The organism is Actinomadura citrea, from assembly GCF_013409045.1.
GTDB lineage: Bacteria > Actinomycetota > Actinomycetes > Streptosporangiales > Streptosporangiaceae > Spirillospora > Spirillospora citrea.
In genome coordinates this window covers 1,958,028-1,971,997 of record NZ_JACCBT010000001.1, presented here as the reverse complement: position 1 = coordinate 1,971,997, position 13,970 = coordinate 1,958,028, and the positions used below count along the sequence as shown (strand labels likewise).

17 protein-coding genes are annotated in these 13,970 nt (G+C 73.1%); 6 read left to right on the top strand and 11 right to left on the bottom strand.

Going from position 1 to position 13,970, the window contains the following annotated elements; translation table 11 throughout:
* Positions 1-18 precede the first annotated feature (18 nt).
* From BJ999_RS09260 to fdxA, 5 genes are all read right to left on the bottom strand, one after another.
* The gene (locus BJ999_RS09260) at positions 19-453 is read right to left on the bottom strand and encodes a DUF4247 domain-containing protein (protein ID WP_179832912.1); all 435 of its coding nucleotides are present in this window, start codon (positions 451-453) and stop codon (positions 19-21) included.
* Positions 450-956, bottom strand: a complete 507-nt coding sequence (locus tag BJ999_RS09255; protein ID WP_179832911.1) for a DUF2617 family protein — start codon at positions 954-956, stop codon at positions 450-452. The genes BJ999_RS09260 and BJ999_RS09255 overlap by 4 nt, the downstream gene beginning before the upstream one ends.
* 2 nt (positions 957-958) lie before the next feature.
* Positions 959-1,576 (bottom strand): DUF4178 domain-containing protein, encoded by a 618-nt coding sequence (locus BJ999_RS09250; RefSeq protein WP_179832910.1) that lies wholly within the window; start codon positions 1,574-1,576, stop codon positions 959-961.
* A gap of 177 nt (positions 1,577-1,753) precedes the next feature.
* Positions 1,754-2,839, bottom strand: a complete 1,086-nt coding sequence (gene dapC / locus BJ999_RS09245) for a succinyldiaminopimelate transaminase (protein ID WP_179838421.1) — start codon at positions 2,837-2,839, stop codon at positions 1,754-1,756.
* 118 nt (positions 2,840-2,957) lie between these two features.
* Positions 2,958-3,284: a ferredoxin gene (fdxA, locus tag BJ999_RS09240; protein WP_067890974.1), complete on the bottom strand. Its 327-nt coding sequence runs from the start codon at positions 3,282-3,284 to the stop codon at positions 2,958-2,960.
* A gap of 112 nt (positions 3,285-3,396) precedes the next feature.
* Between fdxA and BJ999_RS09235 the strand changes: the two genes are divergently transcribed.
* Complete coding sequence (locus BJ999_RS09235; RefSeq protein ID WP_179832909.1) at positions 3,397-3,666, top strand: putative acetyltransferase; 270 nt, start codon at positions 3,397-3,399, stop codon at positions 3,664-3,666.
* Here BJ999_RS09235 and BJ999_RS09230 read toward each other — a convergent pair.
* From BJ999_RS09230 to BJ999_RS09220, 3 genes are all read right to left on the bottom strand, one after another.
* Positions 3,663-4,640: a polysaccharide deacetylase family protein gene (locus tag BJ999_RS09230; protein ID WP_229810435.1), complete on the bottom strand. Its 978-nt coding sequence runs from the start codon at positions 4,638-4,640 to the stop codon at positions 3,663-3,665. The genes BJ999_RS09235 and BJ999_RS09230 overlap by 4 nt on opposite strands.
* Before the next feature lie 272 nt (positions 4,641-4,912).
* Positions 4,913-5,785, bottom strand: a complete 873-nt coding sequence (locus BJ999_RS09225) for a crotonase/enoyl-CoA hydratase family protein (protein ID WP_179832908.1) — start codon at positions 5,783-5,785, stop codon at positions 4,913-4,915.
* 55 nt (positions 5,786-5,840) lie between these two features.
* Complete coding sequence (locus BJ999_RS09220; RefSeq protein WP_179832907.1) at positions 5,841-6,206, bottom strand: hypothetical protein; 366 nt, start codon at positions 6,204-6,206, stop codon at positions 5,841-5,843.
* 45 nt (positions 6,207-6,251) lie between these two features.
* Here BJ999_RS09220 and BJ999_RS09215 point away from each other — a divergent pair, with 45 nt between their 5' ends.
* Both BJ999_RS09215 and BJ999_RS09210 read left to right on the top strand, forming a co-directional pair.
* Complete coding sequence (locus BJ999_RS09215) at positions 6,252-7,058, top strand: class I SAM-dependent methyltransferase (RefSeq protein ID WP_179832906.1); 807 nt, start codon at positions 6,252-6,254, stop codon at positions 7,056-7,058.
* 22 nt (positions 7,059-7,080) lie between these two features.
* On the top strand, positions 7,081-7,731 hold the full coding sequence (locus BJ999_RS09210) for a cysteine--tRNA ligase (protein WP_179832905.1): 651 nt from the start codon (positions 7,081-7,083) through the stop codon (positions 7,729-7,731).
* Between the two features lie 12 nt (positions 7,732-7,743).
* Here BJ999_RS09210 and BJ999_RS09205 read toward each other — a convergent pair whose 3' ends face one another.
* Positions 7,744-9,666, bottom strand: coding sequence for a TNT domain-containing protein (locus BJ999_RS09205; RefSeq protein WP_229810436.1), 1,923 nt, complete (start codon positions 9,664-9,666; stop codon positions 7,744-7,746).
* 125 nt (positions 9,667-9,791) lie between these two features.
* Between BJ999_RS09205 and BJ999_RS43475 the strand changes: the two genes are divergently transcribed.
* Positions 9,792-10,961, top strand: a complete 1,170-nt coding sequence (locus BJ999_RS43475) for an alpha/beta hydrolase family protein (protein ID WP_179832904.1) — start codon at positions 9,792-9,794, stop codon at positions 10,959-10,961.
* Here the strand turns inward: BJ999_RS43475 and BJ999_RS09195 are convergent.
* Positions 10,945-11,901, bottom strand: a complete 957-nt coding sequence (locus tag BJ999_RS09195) for a zinc-binding dehydrogenase (RefSeq protein WP_179832903.1) — start codon at positions 11,899-11,901, stop codon at positions 10,945-10,947. The two genes, BJ999_RS43475 and BJ999_RS09195, sit on opposite strands and share 17 nt — an antisense overlap.
* 155 nt (positions 11,902-12,056) lie before the next feature.
* Between BJ999_RS09195 and BJ999_RS09190 the strand changes: the two genes are divergently transcribed.
* Together BJ999_RS09190 and BJ999_RS09185 are read left to right on the top strand one after the other, a co-directional pair.
* Complete coding sequence (locus BJ999_RS09190) at positions 12,057-12,644, top strand: hypothetical protein (RefSeq protein WP_179832902.1); 588 nt, start codon at positions 12,057-12,059, stop codon at positions 12,642-12,644.
* 20 nt (positions 12,645-12,664) lie between these two features.
* Positions 12,665-13,435 carry a hypothetical protein gene (locus BJ999_RS09185; protein ID WP_179832901.1) on the top strand — a complete coding sequence of 257 codons (771 nt, stop codon included), beginning with the start codon at positions 12,665-12,667 and terminating at the stop codon, positions 13,433-13,435.
* Positions 13,436-13,464: 29 nt separating this feature from the next.
* On the opposite strand, the gene BJ999_RS09180 is transcribed toward BJ999_RS09185, so the two are convergent.
* On the bottom strand, positions 13,465-13,896 hold the full coding sequence (locus BJ999_RS09180) for a hypothetical protein (RefSeq protein ID WP_179831320.1): 432 nt from the start codon (positions 13,894-13,896) through the stop codon (positions 13,465-13,467).
* Positions 13,897-13,970: the final 74 nt, after the last annotated feature.

Genomic DNA, 13,970 nt, shown 5'->3' with positions numbered 1-13,970 from the left:
CTCATCTGCCCGGCCCCGTCATTTGCCCGACCCTGGTCCGCCGCCGCGGAACGACGCGGCGCCGCTCCTCGTCCATCCGTTGCTGCCCGGGCTGCTCCAGCGCCCGCTCACGTGCGAGTAGTGGCGGCTGTAGCCGCTGCGCGGGTTGTCGACCGTGATCCGGCTGCCCGTCCCGTTCGGCAGGACGCCCACGACGAGCTTCGGGTAGCGCATGAAGATGCCGCCGTTGGCGCCCATGGTGACCATGTCGTCCACCCGGTCGATCGGCTTGAACTTGCGGCCGATCTCCGAGGCGACCGTCTGGGGGGCCTTCGGCGACCGGTAGGTGTCCGCCCCGATCCTGGTGTACTTGCCGGCGATCCAGGACGACTGCGACTTCCCGCAGCCGCCGAGCGCCGTGGCGGTCAGGGCGGCGGCGACCACCGCGCCCGCCACCCGGTATCTGCTGTTCATGAGGGTCTCACCAGCCGGCTCCGCGTCATCACGATCTCCCGGGTCTGCGGGTAGGCGTGCCAGGTGCGCCATCCGAGCGCGCCCTCCTGCCCCGCCGTGTCCTCCAAGGCAAGGACGGTGACGGCATGCGGGGAACCGGGGAACGCCCCGGTCAGCGCGTCACCGCGGTCCGCGAGCCGGGCGCACACGGCCTCGACGGCGCGGGCGAACGCCGTCTCGTCGCTGTGCGCCGCGGTCGTCGCGGCGAAGTCGTACGCCCAGCCGGGCACGCTCGTCGTCGCGTGGCCCGGCAGCGGCTCGGCGCGTCCGGGCAGGCACGCCACCGTCTCGCTCAGCGGCCCGGCGATGACCTGGTGGGACGCGCCGAGCAGGCGCAGCTCCACGGTCAGGCCCGCGCGCTCCACCGGCAGGACGGCCAGGGCGTCCATCGGCGGCAGGCCGAGCGCGAACGACAGCCCGTCGGCGCGGGCGTCCTCGTAGGGGGTGTCGAGGGTGGCCTGCAAGATCAGCTACCGCCCGGGTAGATCGTCATCGATCCCGTCGGGACGCGCTCGCCGAGACCCGCCTCCCACTGGCCGCCGCCGTACTGCTCGAACGACAGGTACCTGCCGCGCGGGCCCTCGTAGTCGACGTACTCGACGCGGCCCTGCACGCCGACGCCCGTCGTGCCCTCGCTGGTGTAGTCGGCGGTGCCGTGCTCGTCGCGCCGGTACTCGACGCCGTCCACGACGACGCTCTTCTCCCCGGGCCGCAGGTCGCCGATCTCGTACTCGGTCCACCAGACCACTTCGAGGTCGGGATCCTCCTCGACGGAGATCCACACCTTGGTGCCCTCGATCGTGTCGGCGTCCAGGAGGTGCTCGCTCCAGGTGAAGCCGCCCTCCTTCAACCGCAGCGAGCCGCGGACGAAGTAGCGGGTGCCGAGGTACTCCACCATGTCGCCGGCCTTGAGGGCGCGCGGGTCGCCGGCCACCTGGTCCTCGGCGGCGAACGGGTCGCGCGGGACGGCCGGGGCGGGCGCGGGCGCCGGCGCGCCCGAACGGCGCCGCAGCAGGACGACGATGAGCACGACCAAGGCGATCAGGATCAGTGCCAGCAGGACCACTATCGCCGCTTTGCCCACGGCACCTCCATCGTTTCGTCCGTTCTAGGGGGACAGACCTGCGGATCCTACCGACTGTGGCCTTTCAAGCCCATACCGCGATCAGACGTATCGAAGGAAGATGCGGTTTCGTCCGACAACACCGGATTCCGCCCGACGCCCGGACCAGAACCGGGCGGGCACGCGCGCCGGGGCGGGTCAGAGACGGGTGGTGGCGGCGGCCACGCGGGCGTCGGTGGCGGTGAAGGCGATGCGGACGTGGCGGGCGCCGCCCGGGCCGTAGAACTCGCCGGGGCCGACCAGGACGCCGAGGGACGCCAGGTGGGCGACGGTGTCCCAGCAGGGCTCGTCCCGCGTGGCCCACAGGTACAGGGACGCCTCGGAGTGCTCGATGCGGAAGCCGTGCCTCTCGAACGCCTCGCGCAGGGCGGCGCGGCGCCGCGCGTACCGGGCCCGCTGCTCGTCGACGTGGGCGTCGTCGCCGTAGGCCACGGTCATCGCGGCCTGCACCGGAGCCGGGACGATCATCCCGGCGTGCTTGCGGACCTCCAGCAGCCGCTTCACCAGCGCGAGGTCTCCGGTGACGAACCCGGCGCGGTAGCCCGCCATGCTGGACCGCTTGGACAGCGAGTTCAGCGCGAGCAGCCCCTCGTGGGAGCCGTCGCAGACGTCCGGGTGCAGGATCGAGATCGGCGGGTTCCGCTCGTCCCAGCCGAACTCCAGGTAGCACTCGTCGCTGACGACGACCGCGCCGCGCCCGCGCGCCCACGCCACGACCTTGCGCAGGTGCTCGGCGGGCAGCACCTTGCCGGTCGGGTTGGACGGCGAGTTCACCCACACGATCTTCGGGGCGACCGGGCCGAGGGACAGCAGGCCGTCCGTCGCGACGGGGTCGGCCCCGGCGAGCCGGGCGCCCACGTCGTAGGTCGGGTAGGCCAGCGCGGGGAAGACGACCTTGTCGCCGGGGCCGGCGCCGAGCAGCGTCGGCAGCCAGGCGACGAGCTCCTTGGTGCCGATGACGGGGAGCACCGCGTCCGGGTCGGCGCCCGTCACGCCCGCGCGGCGCCGCAGCCATCCGGCGACCGCCTCGCGCAGCTCCGGCGTCCCGTAGGTCTGCGGGTAGCCGGGCGCGTCGGACGCGTCGGCCAGGGCCCGCCGGATCGGCTCGGGCGTCGGGTCCACGGGGGTTCCGACCGAGAGGTCGACGATGCCGTCCGGGTGCGCCAGCGCCCGCTCCTTGTACGGCGCGAGCCGATCCCACGGAAAGTCCGGCAGCGTGAACAACGCCCATACCTCCTTGGAGAAAACCGCCGGGCCGCGGTCGTCCACGACCACGGCCCGGTTCCCGGCGCAGGCGGGCCCTCGGAACGCGCCAATGGGAGCGCTCCGGACCCGCCCTAGATCAGTCGTCCTGGCTCTGCGGGGGCAGCGCGGCGACGATCGGGTGGTCCTTGTCGATCTTCCCGACCTTGGACGCGCCGCCGGGCGAGCCGAGGTCGTCGAAGAACTCCACGTTGGCCTTGTAGAAATCCTTCCACTGGTCAGGCGTGTCGTCCTCGTAGTAGATCGCCTCAACCGGGCAAACCGGCTCGCACGCACCGCAGTCGACGCACTCGTCCGGGTGGATGTAGAGCATGCGCTTGCCCTCGTAGATGCAGTCGACCGGGCACTCCTCGATGCATGCCTTGTCGAGCAGGTCCACGCAGGGCTGCGCAATGACGTAGGTCACGTCAGTGACTCCTCTCGGATTTCCGGCCCCGCCGCACGTCACGGCTCACCGCAAGCTCGCTGTGAATAGTATGGCCACCCCGCCGCCGTCCATTCGACATGGGGGTCCCTACATGTCCGGCCGCTTCGCCGCACGCCTGGTGGTGGCCATCAGTGGCGCGGACGTGGGTCAGCGGATCTCGCTGCGCCGCCGTCTGCCAACGGGAGAGTACAGCGACGTCGTGGGCGTACTCGAATCATGGTCCGGCGGGACGCTCGCGGTGCGCCGCCGGAACGGCGAGCTCGTCGAGGTCCCGGAGGGGACCATGGTCGCGGCGAAGGTCGTCCCGCCGCAGCCCCCGCCCCGGCGGCGCCCCCGCCGGGAGGAACCCGAAGACGACTAGCGAGGACTCGCCGGGACGGGCGGAGCGGGCGCCAAGCCACTGGGCGACGGGCCGCTGGGCGCAGGACCGCTGGGCGCAGGGCCTCCGGAAGCCGGCCCGCCGGGAACCGGAGTGTTGGGCGCCGGGGCGGTGGGGGTCGTGCTCGCGGCCGGCGGGCCGGCGGACGATCCGGCCGGCGGCGGGCTCGCCGTGACCCGCGTGGGCGGCGGCGTCCGCTCGCTGTAGGACGCGCCCGGCACGAGCCGCCGTCCGGTGAACAGCTCCGAGACGGTCACGAACGTGAACCCGCGTTCGCGCAGCCCGTCCACGACCTTGGGGATGGAGTCGACGCTCGGCTTGTGGATGTCGTGGAACAGGACGATGCCGCCGGTCTTCGGCTCCTTGACCCCGACGCGCGTGTCGCGGGCGGCGTCGCGGTAGCGCCAGTCGAGCGTGTCGACGCTCCAGAGCACCAGCGGCATCCCGATCGCGTGTTCGACGCGCTTGTTCGTGGACCCGTAGGGCGGCCGGACCAGCGTGGGCGCGACGCCGGAGGCGTCCTTGACGGCCTTCTGCGTGCGCTGGATCTCAGACCGCACCTCGGCGGACGACAGGGTGGTCAGATTCGGGTGCGACCAGCTGTGGTTGGCGACCTCCTGGCCCTCCAGGGCCATCCGGCGCACGATGTCGCGGTGGGCGCCGACGTTCTCGCCGAGCATGAAGAAGGTGGCGCGCGCGCCATGCTTCTTGAGCGTGTCGAGCAGTCGCGCCGTGTAGGGGCCGGGGCCGTCGTCGAACGTCAGCGCGACGCACTTCACCCGGTCGCAGTCGATCTTCCTGGGCGGGGGCGGCGTCGGGCTCGGTGGCCGCGTCGCCGGTGCCTTGCTCTTGATCGCGCCATGCTCCCCGGCGGTCCGCGCGTGCCGCTCCGCGTGGCTGCATCCGGCCGCGAGCAGGATTCCGGCGACGATGACGGCACAATTCCTGATCCGCACCAGGCACCCCCGTAACGTGTCACCTCGGGCGGCTTAATACCCTCCGTAACCGATGCAACACGCCTCCCGATGGTCCGGAAAATCAAGATCGTCCTTGGGACGCACCGGGGGATTCCCCTCCATCACGCGACAGTCCGCTCCCCCCGCACGTCATCGGGGTCGCCACGCCCGGACGCCCCGCCGACGGCTCTGCGGCAGGCACCTCGATGGCCGAAGGCGGCCATCGAGCGAGGGCGTCCCGGACGTCTCCCGGCCCTTCGCGAGGGCCGTCCTCAGCGGACGGGCCAGTCGGGGACTTCGGGCGGCAGGTCCTTGCTGACGCGCAGCGGGAAGGCGGCGTCGCGCTTCTCCAGGAAGGACGAGACGCCCTCGACGGCGTCGGCGGCGCCGCCGAGCGAGGCCATGAGGCGGGAGTCGGCGATGTGCGCGTCCCAGGGGGACGGTGCGGACAGGCCGGACCACATGAGGCGCCGGATCGCGGCGACCGAGACGGCGGAGGTGTTGTCGGCGATCTCGCGCGCCAGCGCGTACGCGGCGGGGAGGAGTTCGCCGGGCGCGTGGACGCGGGAGACGAGGCGGCCGGCGAGGGCCTCCTGCGCGTCGAAGATCCGGCCGGTGGCGGCCCACTCCATGGCCTGCGCGATGCCGACCAGGCGCGGCAGGAACCAGCTGGACGCGGCCTCGGTGACGATCCCGCGCCGCGCGAACACGAAGCCGAACCTGGCCTTCTCGCTGGCGAGCCGGACGTCCATCGGGAGGGTCATGGTCACGCCCACGCCGACGGCCGCGCCGTTGAACGCGCCGATGACGGGCTTGAGGCAGCGGGCGATGCGGAGCGCCACCGTCCCGCCGCCGTCGCGCGGGGTGCCGTCCTCCAGGACGTCGTCCTCCCCCGCGAACATGTCCTTGGACCTGTCCTTGTCGAAGGTGTCGCCGCCGCCGCTCAGGTCGGCGCCCGCGCAGAACGCGTGGCCCGCGCCGGTCACCACGACCGCGCGCACGTCGTCGTCGGCGTCGATCCGGTCGAAGACGTCGAGCATCTCGTTGCGCATCACGAACGTGTAGGCGTTCATCTTCTGCGGCCGGTTGAGCGTGACCGTGGCGATCCCGCCCCGAACCTCGTACTCGATCTCTGCGTACGGCACCCTGCGCACCCTTCTCCAGACCGGCTGTCAGAATCCGATTCTAGGAAGGGGCCCGTCAGGCGCGGGCTTCGGGGAACATCCGGAGCAGGACGTCCCGGCGCCACTCGGCGAGGTCGCGTCCCGGCGGCGGGACGGGCGCCAGCGTGCCGCCGTCCGCCGGTGTGAGACGGATCTCGACGCCGGGCGCCAGTGTGAGACGGATCTCGACTCCGGGCGCCGGTTCTTCCGGGATCCCCCCGGTGGCGGCGAGGCGCTGCGCGAGCGCGGCGAGGACGCGCGCCCAGCCCTGCCCCAGATAGGGCGGAAGCCCGTCGGCGCGCAGTTCCGGGAGGCCCCTGGCGGACAGGCCGGAAGTGCGCAGGGTCAGGCCGTCCGGGCGCTCGGCCCCGACGACGCGGATCTCGGACGTGACGTCCGCCACGGCAACCCCATCTCACCATCGGTCGATGTCCGATAAATTGTGACAGTGAACTGGGCCGTGACGACGTACGACTCCGCCTTCGGGTATGTGTCCGCGCACGGTGCGCCCCTCGTCGACCTCCTCGACCCGCAGCCCGGCGAGAGGGTCATCGACCTCGGGTGCGGCACCGGCTCGTTCAGCGCGGAGATCGCCGAGCGGGGCGCCGAGGTGCTGGGCATCGACGGCAGCCCCGAGATGGTCGCGCAGGCGACCGCCATGCACACCGGGCTGTCGTTCATCGTCGGCGACGCCCACGACTTCACCGTCACCGAGTCCTTCGACGCGGTCGCCTCGAACGCGGCCCTGCACTGGATGACCCGCGACCCCGACGCGGTGATCGGGCGCGTGCACGCGGCGCTGCGTCCCGGCGGCCGGTTCGTCGGCGAGCTCGGCGGCGCGGGCAACTGCGCCGAGCTGATCGTCGCGATGCAGACGGCGTGGCGGGTGTTCGGCCTCGGTGAGCCTGAGCTGCCCTGGTACTTCCCGTCGCCGGCCGCGTACGCGACCAAGCTGGAGGAGGCCGGGTTCACGCTGCGGCTGCTGGAGCACGCCGAGCGCCCGACGCGGATGACCGAAGGCCCGAACGGCGCCGCCGACTGGGTCCGCGCGTACGCCTCCCGCGCGCTGGCCGACGTCCCGCCGGAGCTGGTGGACCCGCTGCTCGACCGCGTGAACGACCTCGCCGCGCCCGCGCTGCGCCGCGAGTCGGGGTGGGTCGCCGACTACGTGCGGCTGCGGTTCGCGGCCGTCCGGCGGTCGGACGGGGCCGCGCCGACGCCGTTCGGGCCGATGGCCGCCGACCTCCCGCTGTAGGCGCCGCCCTAAGGTGGGAGGCATGCTGCGGCTCCACGACCATCGGACGGGACGGACGGAGGCGCTGCCCGCCGGGCGCGGGCTGCGCGTCCAGGTCGTGGACGGCGGGTACCGCCGCGCGGTCGTCGCCGACCTGCTGCGGCGGGTCGCCGGACGGTCCGGGCGCCACGTCCGGGTCGTGAGCACGCCGGGCGCCGCGACGGGCCTGGACGACTACGGCGTCCAGGAGTTCGAGGTGCTGGACGACGTCCTCCCGGACGCCGACGTGTACGTCTCGGAGACGGCCGACAGGGACGCGCTGTGCATGGCCGTCCCGCAGGAGACCGGGACCTCGCCGGATCCGTACACCGCGCGCCTGGCGATGCTGGAGACCCCCTACCGGGAGCCTCTGGAGCTGTCGGCGGAGAAGCTGTCGGCGGCCGCGGAGCGGTTGGACGCGTGGCGCGGCAAGGTCGCCCAGTGGGCGACGTCCCCGGGACGCCCGATGAACCGCGCGTACGCGGCCGAGGCCGAGGCCGCGCTGGCCGACGACCTCGGCAGCCCCGCCGCGCTCGCCGTCCTGGACCGGCTCGCCGCCGACCCGGACGTCCCGCCGGGCGCGAAGCTGGAGACGTTCATCCATCTCGACCTGGTGCTGGCGCTCGGGCTGGTCGCCGCGATCGGCCAGGCCTGAGCCGGGGCGCGCTCAGGCGTCCGGGATCTCGACGAGGCCGCCGTCGGCGAGCAGGTCGGTGACCGACCGCCGGAACACGTGCGCCGTCCCGCCGCCCGGCTGCCCGAACCACGGGACGGCCGTTCCGGTCAGGGTCTCCATAGGCCGCTGCAGCCGGTAGACGCGGTACGGGCGGTCCCGCCACTCGGGCGGCAGCGACCGCTGCGGATACGGCGTGCGCGCCGCGTACGTCACGTTGCCGTCCGGGGCGCCGTAGCGGTCCACCTCCGTTCCCGCGGCCAGTTCCACGACATGGCGGTCGCGCAGGAGCGAGAGCGGCGGCTCACCCTTGAGCGGCGCGAAGGGCCCGTCCTCGACGGTGTGGCGTGGGTCGAGCAGCAGCCGCCCGAGCAGGTGCGCGGACGCCTGCTCGGCGTCGTCGAAGACGGCCTCCTTGCGGCGCTCCCCGTCGCGCATCCGGAACACCGACCAGCGGCCCTGCCGCGACACCAGGCACCAGACGCCCTCGGCCACGTCGTCGAGGCGGCGCGCGTTGATGCGGTAGGCGGCGCGGTCGACGCGGAGCTGGTCGAGGCGGTGCTGGAGCGTCCCCGTCCAATCGGGCTCGGCTCCGGCCGGAACGCGTTCGGGCGCGGCGCGTCCGGTGACGGCGGAGTTCGCGGCGTTCATGGTGTCGTCGTCGACTTCGGGGACGCGGAACCCGTTGGCGATGATGTGCGCGACGAGGTCGGGCTCCGGCGGGACGCCGTGCTCGCTCAGGTAATAGGCCACCGCACCCGACCACACCCACGTCCCGTCGGTGTGGAAGGTCAGCGGCACCGCCGAGCCGCGCGACGGGTCGAGCCGGTCGGGGGCGTTCGAGCGCGCGGCCATGACGGCCGGGGCCTGCCGCAGGTACCCGGCCACGCGCCCGGCCTGGTCCGGCGGGACGGGCGGGCGCGACACGGCGGGACGGCTCCCGTCCGGGCCCGCATGGTCGAAGATCTTGGCCCGGCGCAGCCCCGACCCCGGCGGGGGCGGCGGCGTGCCGGCCACCGCCATCGGCCGGGGGCGCGGTCCGAGCCGGCGCGCCATCCAGTCCGGGACGTCCTCGCGCGGGAACCGCTCCAGCTCGCGCCGGACGTCGTCGGCGGACGGCTCCTCGTCCCAGCGCGGCTCGTCGTCGTGGGCGAAGCTCGCGCGGCAGCGCACGGCCCCGTCCTCGTACAGGACCTCGAAGTCGATCCGCGACCAGGTGGATCCCTGGAACGCGTGCGTCCCGGCGCGGAGCCGGTCGAGCAGCACGGCGGCGGCGGCGGGCGCCTCCCGGGACGTCCGGGCGCCGTCGGCGTGGTGGCACGTCATCGCGGAGAGCTCGGCGTGCCCGCCGACCGCCTGGTAGTGCCCGCAGACCCGCTCCCACAGCGCCGGCGCGTGGTCGGCGATCAGGATCGCGAACCGGTTCGACAGCAGCTCCGTCCGCTCGACCGGGTTCATCGGCTCCGGGGCGGACGCGGGCGGCGCGGCGGGCTCGCGGCCCTCCAGCCGGTCGCGCAGCCAGCCCGGCACGTTCTCGCCGTCCCGCGGCATCACGGTCTGGTCGCGCCGCCAGTACTCCACCGGGATCGGCGGGTCCCACAGCGGGTCGAACTCGTGGTTGTAGAGCGGGCGCACCGAACCCGGCTCGATGATCATGGTCATCGAGAACCAGCTGCCCCGCTCGGGCCGGCACTGCGCGCGGCGCAGGTCCATCAGCAGGCCGGTCAGCTCCTCCGGGACGTCCTCGGCCGCCACGATCCCGCCTTCGCCCGTCAGCACCGTCAGCGCGACGTCGCTCGCGGCGACCGTCGCGGCGCAGTGCAGGTCGAGCCGCCGCCAGCCGGGCGGGGCCAGCCGCCGGGCGAACTCGGCGACCCGGCTCTCGAACTCCGCGACGCGGTCGTCCTGGCCCGTCACCGCGCGTCCCTCCGTCCCGATGGCTCCCCCTATGGCACCTGATCGGCAGGTTAACCGCACTAATCAATGTATTGCGCGCCGCCCCGGGCGATGGCGACGCTCGCGGGAGGCTACTTTCGTATGTCGTGTCCACCGCTGCACCAGCGTCGTCCGTCCCGGCGTCCCCCGGCCCGCCGCACCCCCGGCGTCGCCGCCGTGCCCGCCCGCTGATGTCGGCGGTCGTCACGATCACCGCACTGCTGTGCGCGCTCGTCGGCGGGGTCGGCTGGTACTTCGCCGGCGTCGCCATCGAGGTCGACCACTCCGCCGAGTACCCGCTGACCATCGAGGACATGGGGAACGGCACCGTCACGCTGCCCCGCGAGCCGGGGACGGAGCGTCCCGGCGCGTGGGCCCTGGTCTGGAAGGGCGGGCGCGCCCTGCTCGGGCCCGTCGTCGGCGGGAACGACGAGCACGTCGTCCGGAAGGTGTCCCCCGTGGAGGGCGCCCTGGTGAAGGACGCCCCGGCGATGATCGACCACTGGATGTACGACGGCGACCCCAAGACGGCGCTCGGGCTGCCGTTCCAGGACGTCTCGTATCCGTCCGAGGTCGGGCCCATGCCCGCGTGGCTCGTCCCGGGGACGTCCCCCAAGAGCACCTGGGTCATCGGCGTCCATGGGCGCAACGCCGACAAGGCCGAGACGTTCCGTGTGATGCGCACCGTCCATGCGCTGGGCATGCCGATGCTGTCCATCGCCTACCGCAATGACGTGGGCGCACCCCCTTCGCACGACCGCCGCAACCATCTGGGCGACAAGGAGTGGCACGACGTCGTCTCCGCCATGGGCTACGCGCGCGCACACGGCGCGACGGGCGTCGTCCTGTACGGATGGTCGATGGGCGGCGCGATGGCGATGACGACGTTGCAGCGGGACCCGTCGTTCGTGCGCGGGGTCGTGCTGGACTCCCCCGTCCTCGACTGGAACGCCACCCTGGACAAGCAGGCCGATGCCCGCCACCTGCCCGGCTTCATGACGGACATCGCCAAGCGCGTCCTGCAGTGGCGCATCGGCATCGACCTGACCGACTTCGACATGCGCCGGTTCGCGCCCCACCTGCGGACGCCGGTCCTCATGTTCACCACCGAGGACGACGCCACCGTCGCCAACGCCCCCGCCTTCGCCTTCGCCCGGAAGGCGCCGCCCGGCACGGTCACCCACATCCCCACGCCGGGCGACCACACCGAGTCCTGGAACGTCGACCCCGCCGCCTACGAGCGTTCGCTGGTCGCGTTCCTCAGGAGGGTGGGCTGACCTCCAGGAGCGTCTTGCCGACGGTCCCGCGCGACTCGATCGCGGCGTGCGCCCCGGCGGCGTCGTCGAGCGGGAAGCGCTGCCCGATCACCGGCTCGATCCGTCCGGCCGCCGCCTCGCGCAGCGCGTGCCGCGTGAACTCCCGCAACTCCTCCGGCGTGGCCGTGGGCCGGACGAGCGCGACGCCCCGCTCCCGGGCGTCCTCCTCGGGGATGCTCGCCCATTCCCCGCTCGCAAGCCCGAAACTGACCATGCGTCCGCCCTTCCTGAGCAGGCCGAACGCCTCGCGGGCCACGTCCCCGCCCACGCCGTCGAACACGACGTCCACCGGCCCGGCCTTCTCCGCCCAGCCCGGCTCGCCGTAGTCGACGGCCTCGTCCGCCCCCAACCTCATGACCAGCTCGGTCTTCCGCGCACCTCGCGCGGCCGCGACGACCGTCGCCCCCTGCGCCTTCGCGAGCTGGACGAGGAGCGTCCCGACCCCACCGGCCGCCGCCTCCACCAGGACGCGTTCGCCTTCGCGGGGCCGGGCCGCGCGCGTCATCATCGTCGCGGTGCGCCCGTCGGCCAGCAGGGCGACCGCGTCGTCGAGCGCCAGGCCGTCCGGCACCTCGAACAGGCCCTCGGCGTCCACGGCGACCTTCTCCGCGTAGCCGCCGGTGCCGCCGGTACTGCTGACGACACGCCGTCCGACGAGCGTCCCGTCCACCCCGTCCCCGACCGCCGTGACCACGCCGCCGACCCCGTTGCCAGGGATCACCGGCGGCTCCAGCCGCACCGGCATCGGACCGGTGCCCGACCGCATCTGCGTCTCCACGAACGTGATGTTGGCGAACTCGACCTCGACCAGCGCCCGGCCCTCACCCGGCACCGGATCGGGCGCGTCCCCCGCGACCAGCACCTCCGGCCCGCCGAACTTCCTCAACCACACAGCACGCATGTCCGACTCCTCCCATCAGCGCGTTCACCAGGAGCCTGGTACCTCAAGCAAGGTCGAGGTCAAGCGGTCGCAACGAATCTCTTTTCTCGCCCCACGCATCTCTGTAAGCTTTCGCGCGTATTCGGCCCGTTGTCTGCTGCCGCTCAGGGATGGCGATGCGCACCCGGTTGGTACGTTCCTCCCCTCTGGGGTCTCGCCGCGCCGCCTGCCTGTCGGCCGTCCTCGCCGTGTGCACGGCCGCCGGATGCGGCTCGTCCGGCTCGTCCGGCGGCGGCGAACTGGCCCCCAACGGCCGGTTCGACACCGGCGGCACCCCGGCCGCCGCCGGCGCGCCCACCGCGGTCCCGACGGAGCAGCTCTTCACGACGGTCCTTGCCCGCTACCGCGCCTATCAGGCCGCGTACCAGGCCGCCTACGAGAAGAACGACCCCGCCGGCCTCACCGACGTCGCCATGGACCCCCTCCTCACCGAGGTCACCGACGACGTCGAGGCCACCAAGGCCAAGGGCCAGATCTGGCGCTTCACGAAGACCCTGAACCCCCGGGTCTACGCGGCCTCCAAGGACCGCACGAAGGTCTACCTGATCGACTGCGTCAACACCGTCGCGGGTTACCGCTTCTCCGCCAAGACGGGCAAGCGGACGGGCGGGGGGAAGGGCGGCGCCTACCTCTACCGGTACACCGTCCAGTACGACGGCGGTTCCTGGAAGGTCGCCGCTTCCGTCCGGGACCGCACATGCTGACATCCCCCAGAGGACACGCGATGTCTCACACCCCCACACGGCACCGCGCGGCGTCAGGCATCACCGTGGCGGCGGCCCTCCTGTCCACCCTCGTGGCCCCGGCCCAGGCCCTCGCCGACGGATGCGGCGGCGCGAACAAAGGTCTCGACTGCAACCTGTCCGGCGTGACCGGCGGACGCGGAGGCGGGGGCGGAGGCGGGACGGGCGGAGGCGGGACGGGCGGCGTCAGCGGCCCGGTGGCCCCACCCGCCCCCGAAGGCCTGACCGACAACCAGGCCGTGGACGGCGTCGACGGCCCCGGAGGCGGCGCGCCGCCTCCGCCCGCACCGCCCGACACCTGGACGCTGGTGCAGCAGGCCAGGGCCTCGGCCCAGTTCCCCGTGCCGACCGTCCACACGGCCCCCAAGGGCAAGACCTTCGTCCGGCTGCGGACGTCCCTGTGGGTGGACGGCTTCACCGTCGTCCAGACCCAGCCGATCACGGTGGGCGCCCAGACCGTCCAGGCGACGGCGAACCCGTCGTCCGTCACCTGGAACCTCGGCGAGACACAGATCGTCTGCCAGGACGCGGGCAGCAAGGACGGAAAGACCTGCGGCTACACCTACACGCGCGCCTCGGCCGGCCAGCCGGGCGGCGCCTGGCAGATCACCGCCACCATCACCTGGAAGATCACCTGGACCTGCCAGGGCGCCGACTGCGACGCCGCCGGCGGCGCCCTCGACGACCAGACCATGACCTCCCAGCCGACCCCCCTGGTCGTCAGCGAGATCCAGACCAACACCGGCGACTGACCCGCTTCGCGCCCGCTTCTCGGCTCCTACTACTGGCGGCGGCGCCCTGGCTGCTCATGCTGCCGCTCACTGGAGCGGCTTGCGCGCTTCGCGACGGCGACCCCGACCCCGATCGCCGCGGCCACCGGCCATTCCACGACACCGAACGCCGCCAGGGCGCCCAGCCCTGCGTAGTAGGCCAGCCTGCCCGGCGGCGCGAGGAACGAGGTCACGGCCTTACCGGCGGTCATCATCTCGTCGCCGCTCACCGGAAGAGTCGGCGTCGGCACGTTGACCCTGTGGACGGTGACGTGCGGGGTGACAAGAGGAACAGCGACCGTCCGATGCGCCGTTCCGGTGCCCTCCTTCGACGTGGGGCGCTTCGTGGTGGAAGCTCGGCCCTTGGTCTGGGGCCGCTCCTTTTGCGGGGCCCGGCCACGGGTGGTCGTGGGCCTGGTCTTGGTCTTTCCGGTCGCTGCCATATCGGCCTCCTGGAAAAGGGCTGGGCCTCTCATGGTCCGGAGATGGGGCTGCAGTCCGCCCGTCCGTTGAGGTC

Bases quoted from the DNA above. Each gene is read 5' to 3' on its own strand.
- BJ999_RS09260 (WP_179832912.1), bottom strand. From the start codon at position 453: ATGAACAGCAGATACCGGGTGGCGGGCGCGGTGGTCGCCGCCGCCCTG.
- BJ999_RS09235 (WP_179832909.1), top strand. From the start codon at position 3,397: ATGTCCGGCCGCTTCGCCGCACGCCTGGTGGTGGCCATCAGTGGCGCG.
- BJ999_RS09210 (WP_179832905.1), top strand. From the start codon at position 7,081: ATGCTGCGGCTCCACGACCATCGGACGGGACGGACGGAGGCGCTGCCC.
- BJ999_RS09195 (WP_179832903.1), bottom strand. From the start codon at position 11,901: ATGCGTGCTGTGTGGTTGAGGAAGTTCGGCGGGCCGGAGGTGCTGGTC.
- BJ999_RS09190 (WP_179832902.1), top strand. From the start codon at position 12,057: ATGCGCACCCGGTTGGTACGTTCCTCCCCTCTGGGGTCTCGCCGCGCC.
- BJ999_RS09185 (WP_179832901.1), top strand. From the start codon at position 12,665: ATGTCTCACACCCCCACACGGCACCGCGCGGCGTCAGGCATCACCGTG.
- BJ999_RS09180 (WP_179831320.1), bottom strand. From the start codon at position 13,896: ATGGCAGCGACCGGAAAGACCAAGACCAGGCCCACGACCACCCGTGGC.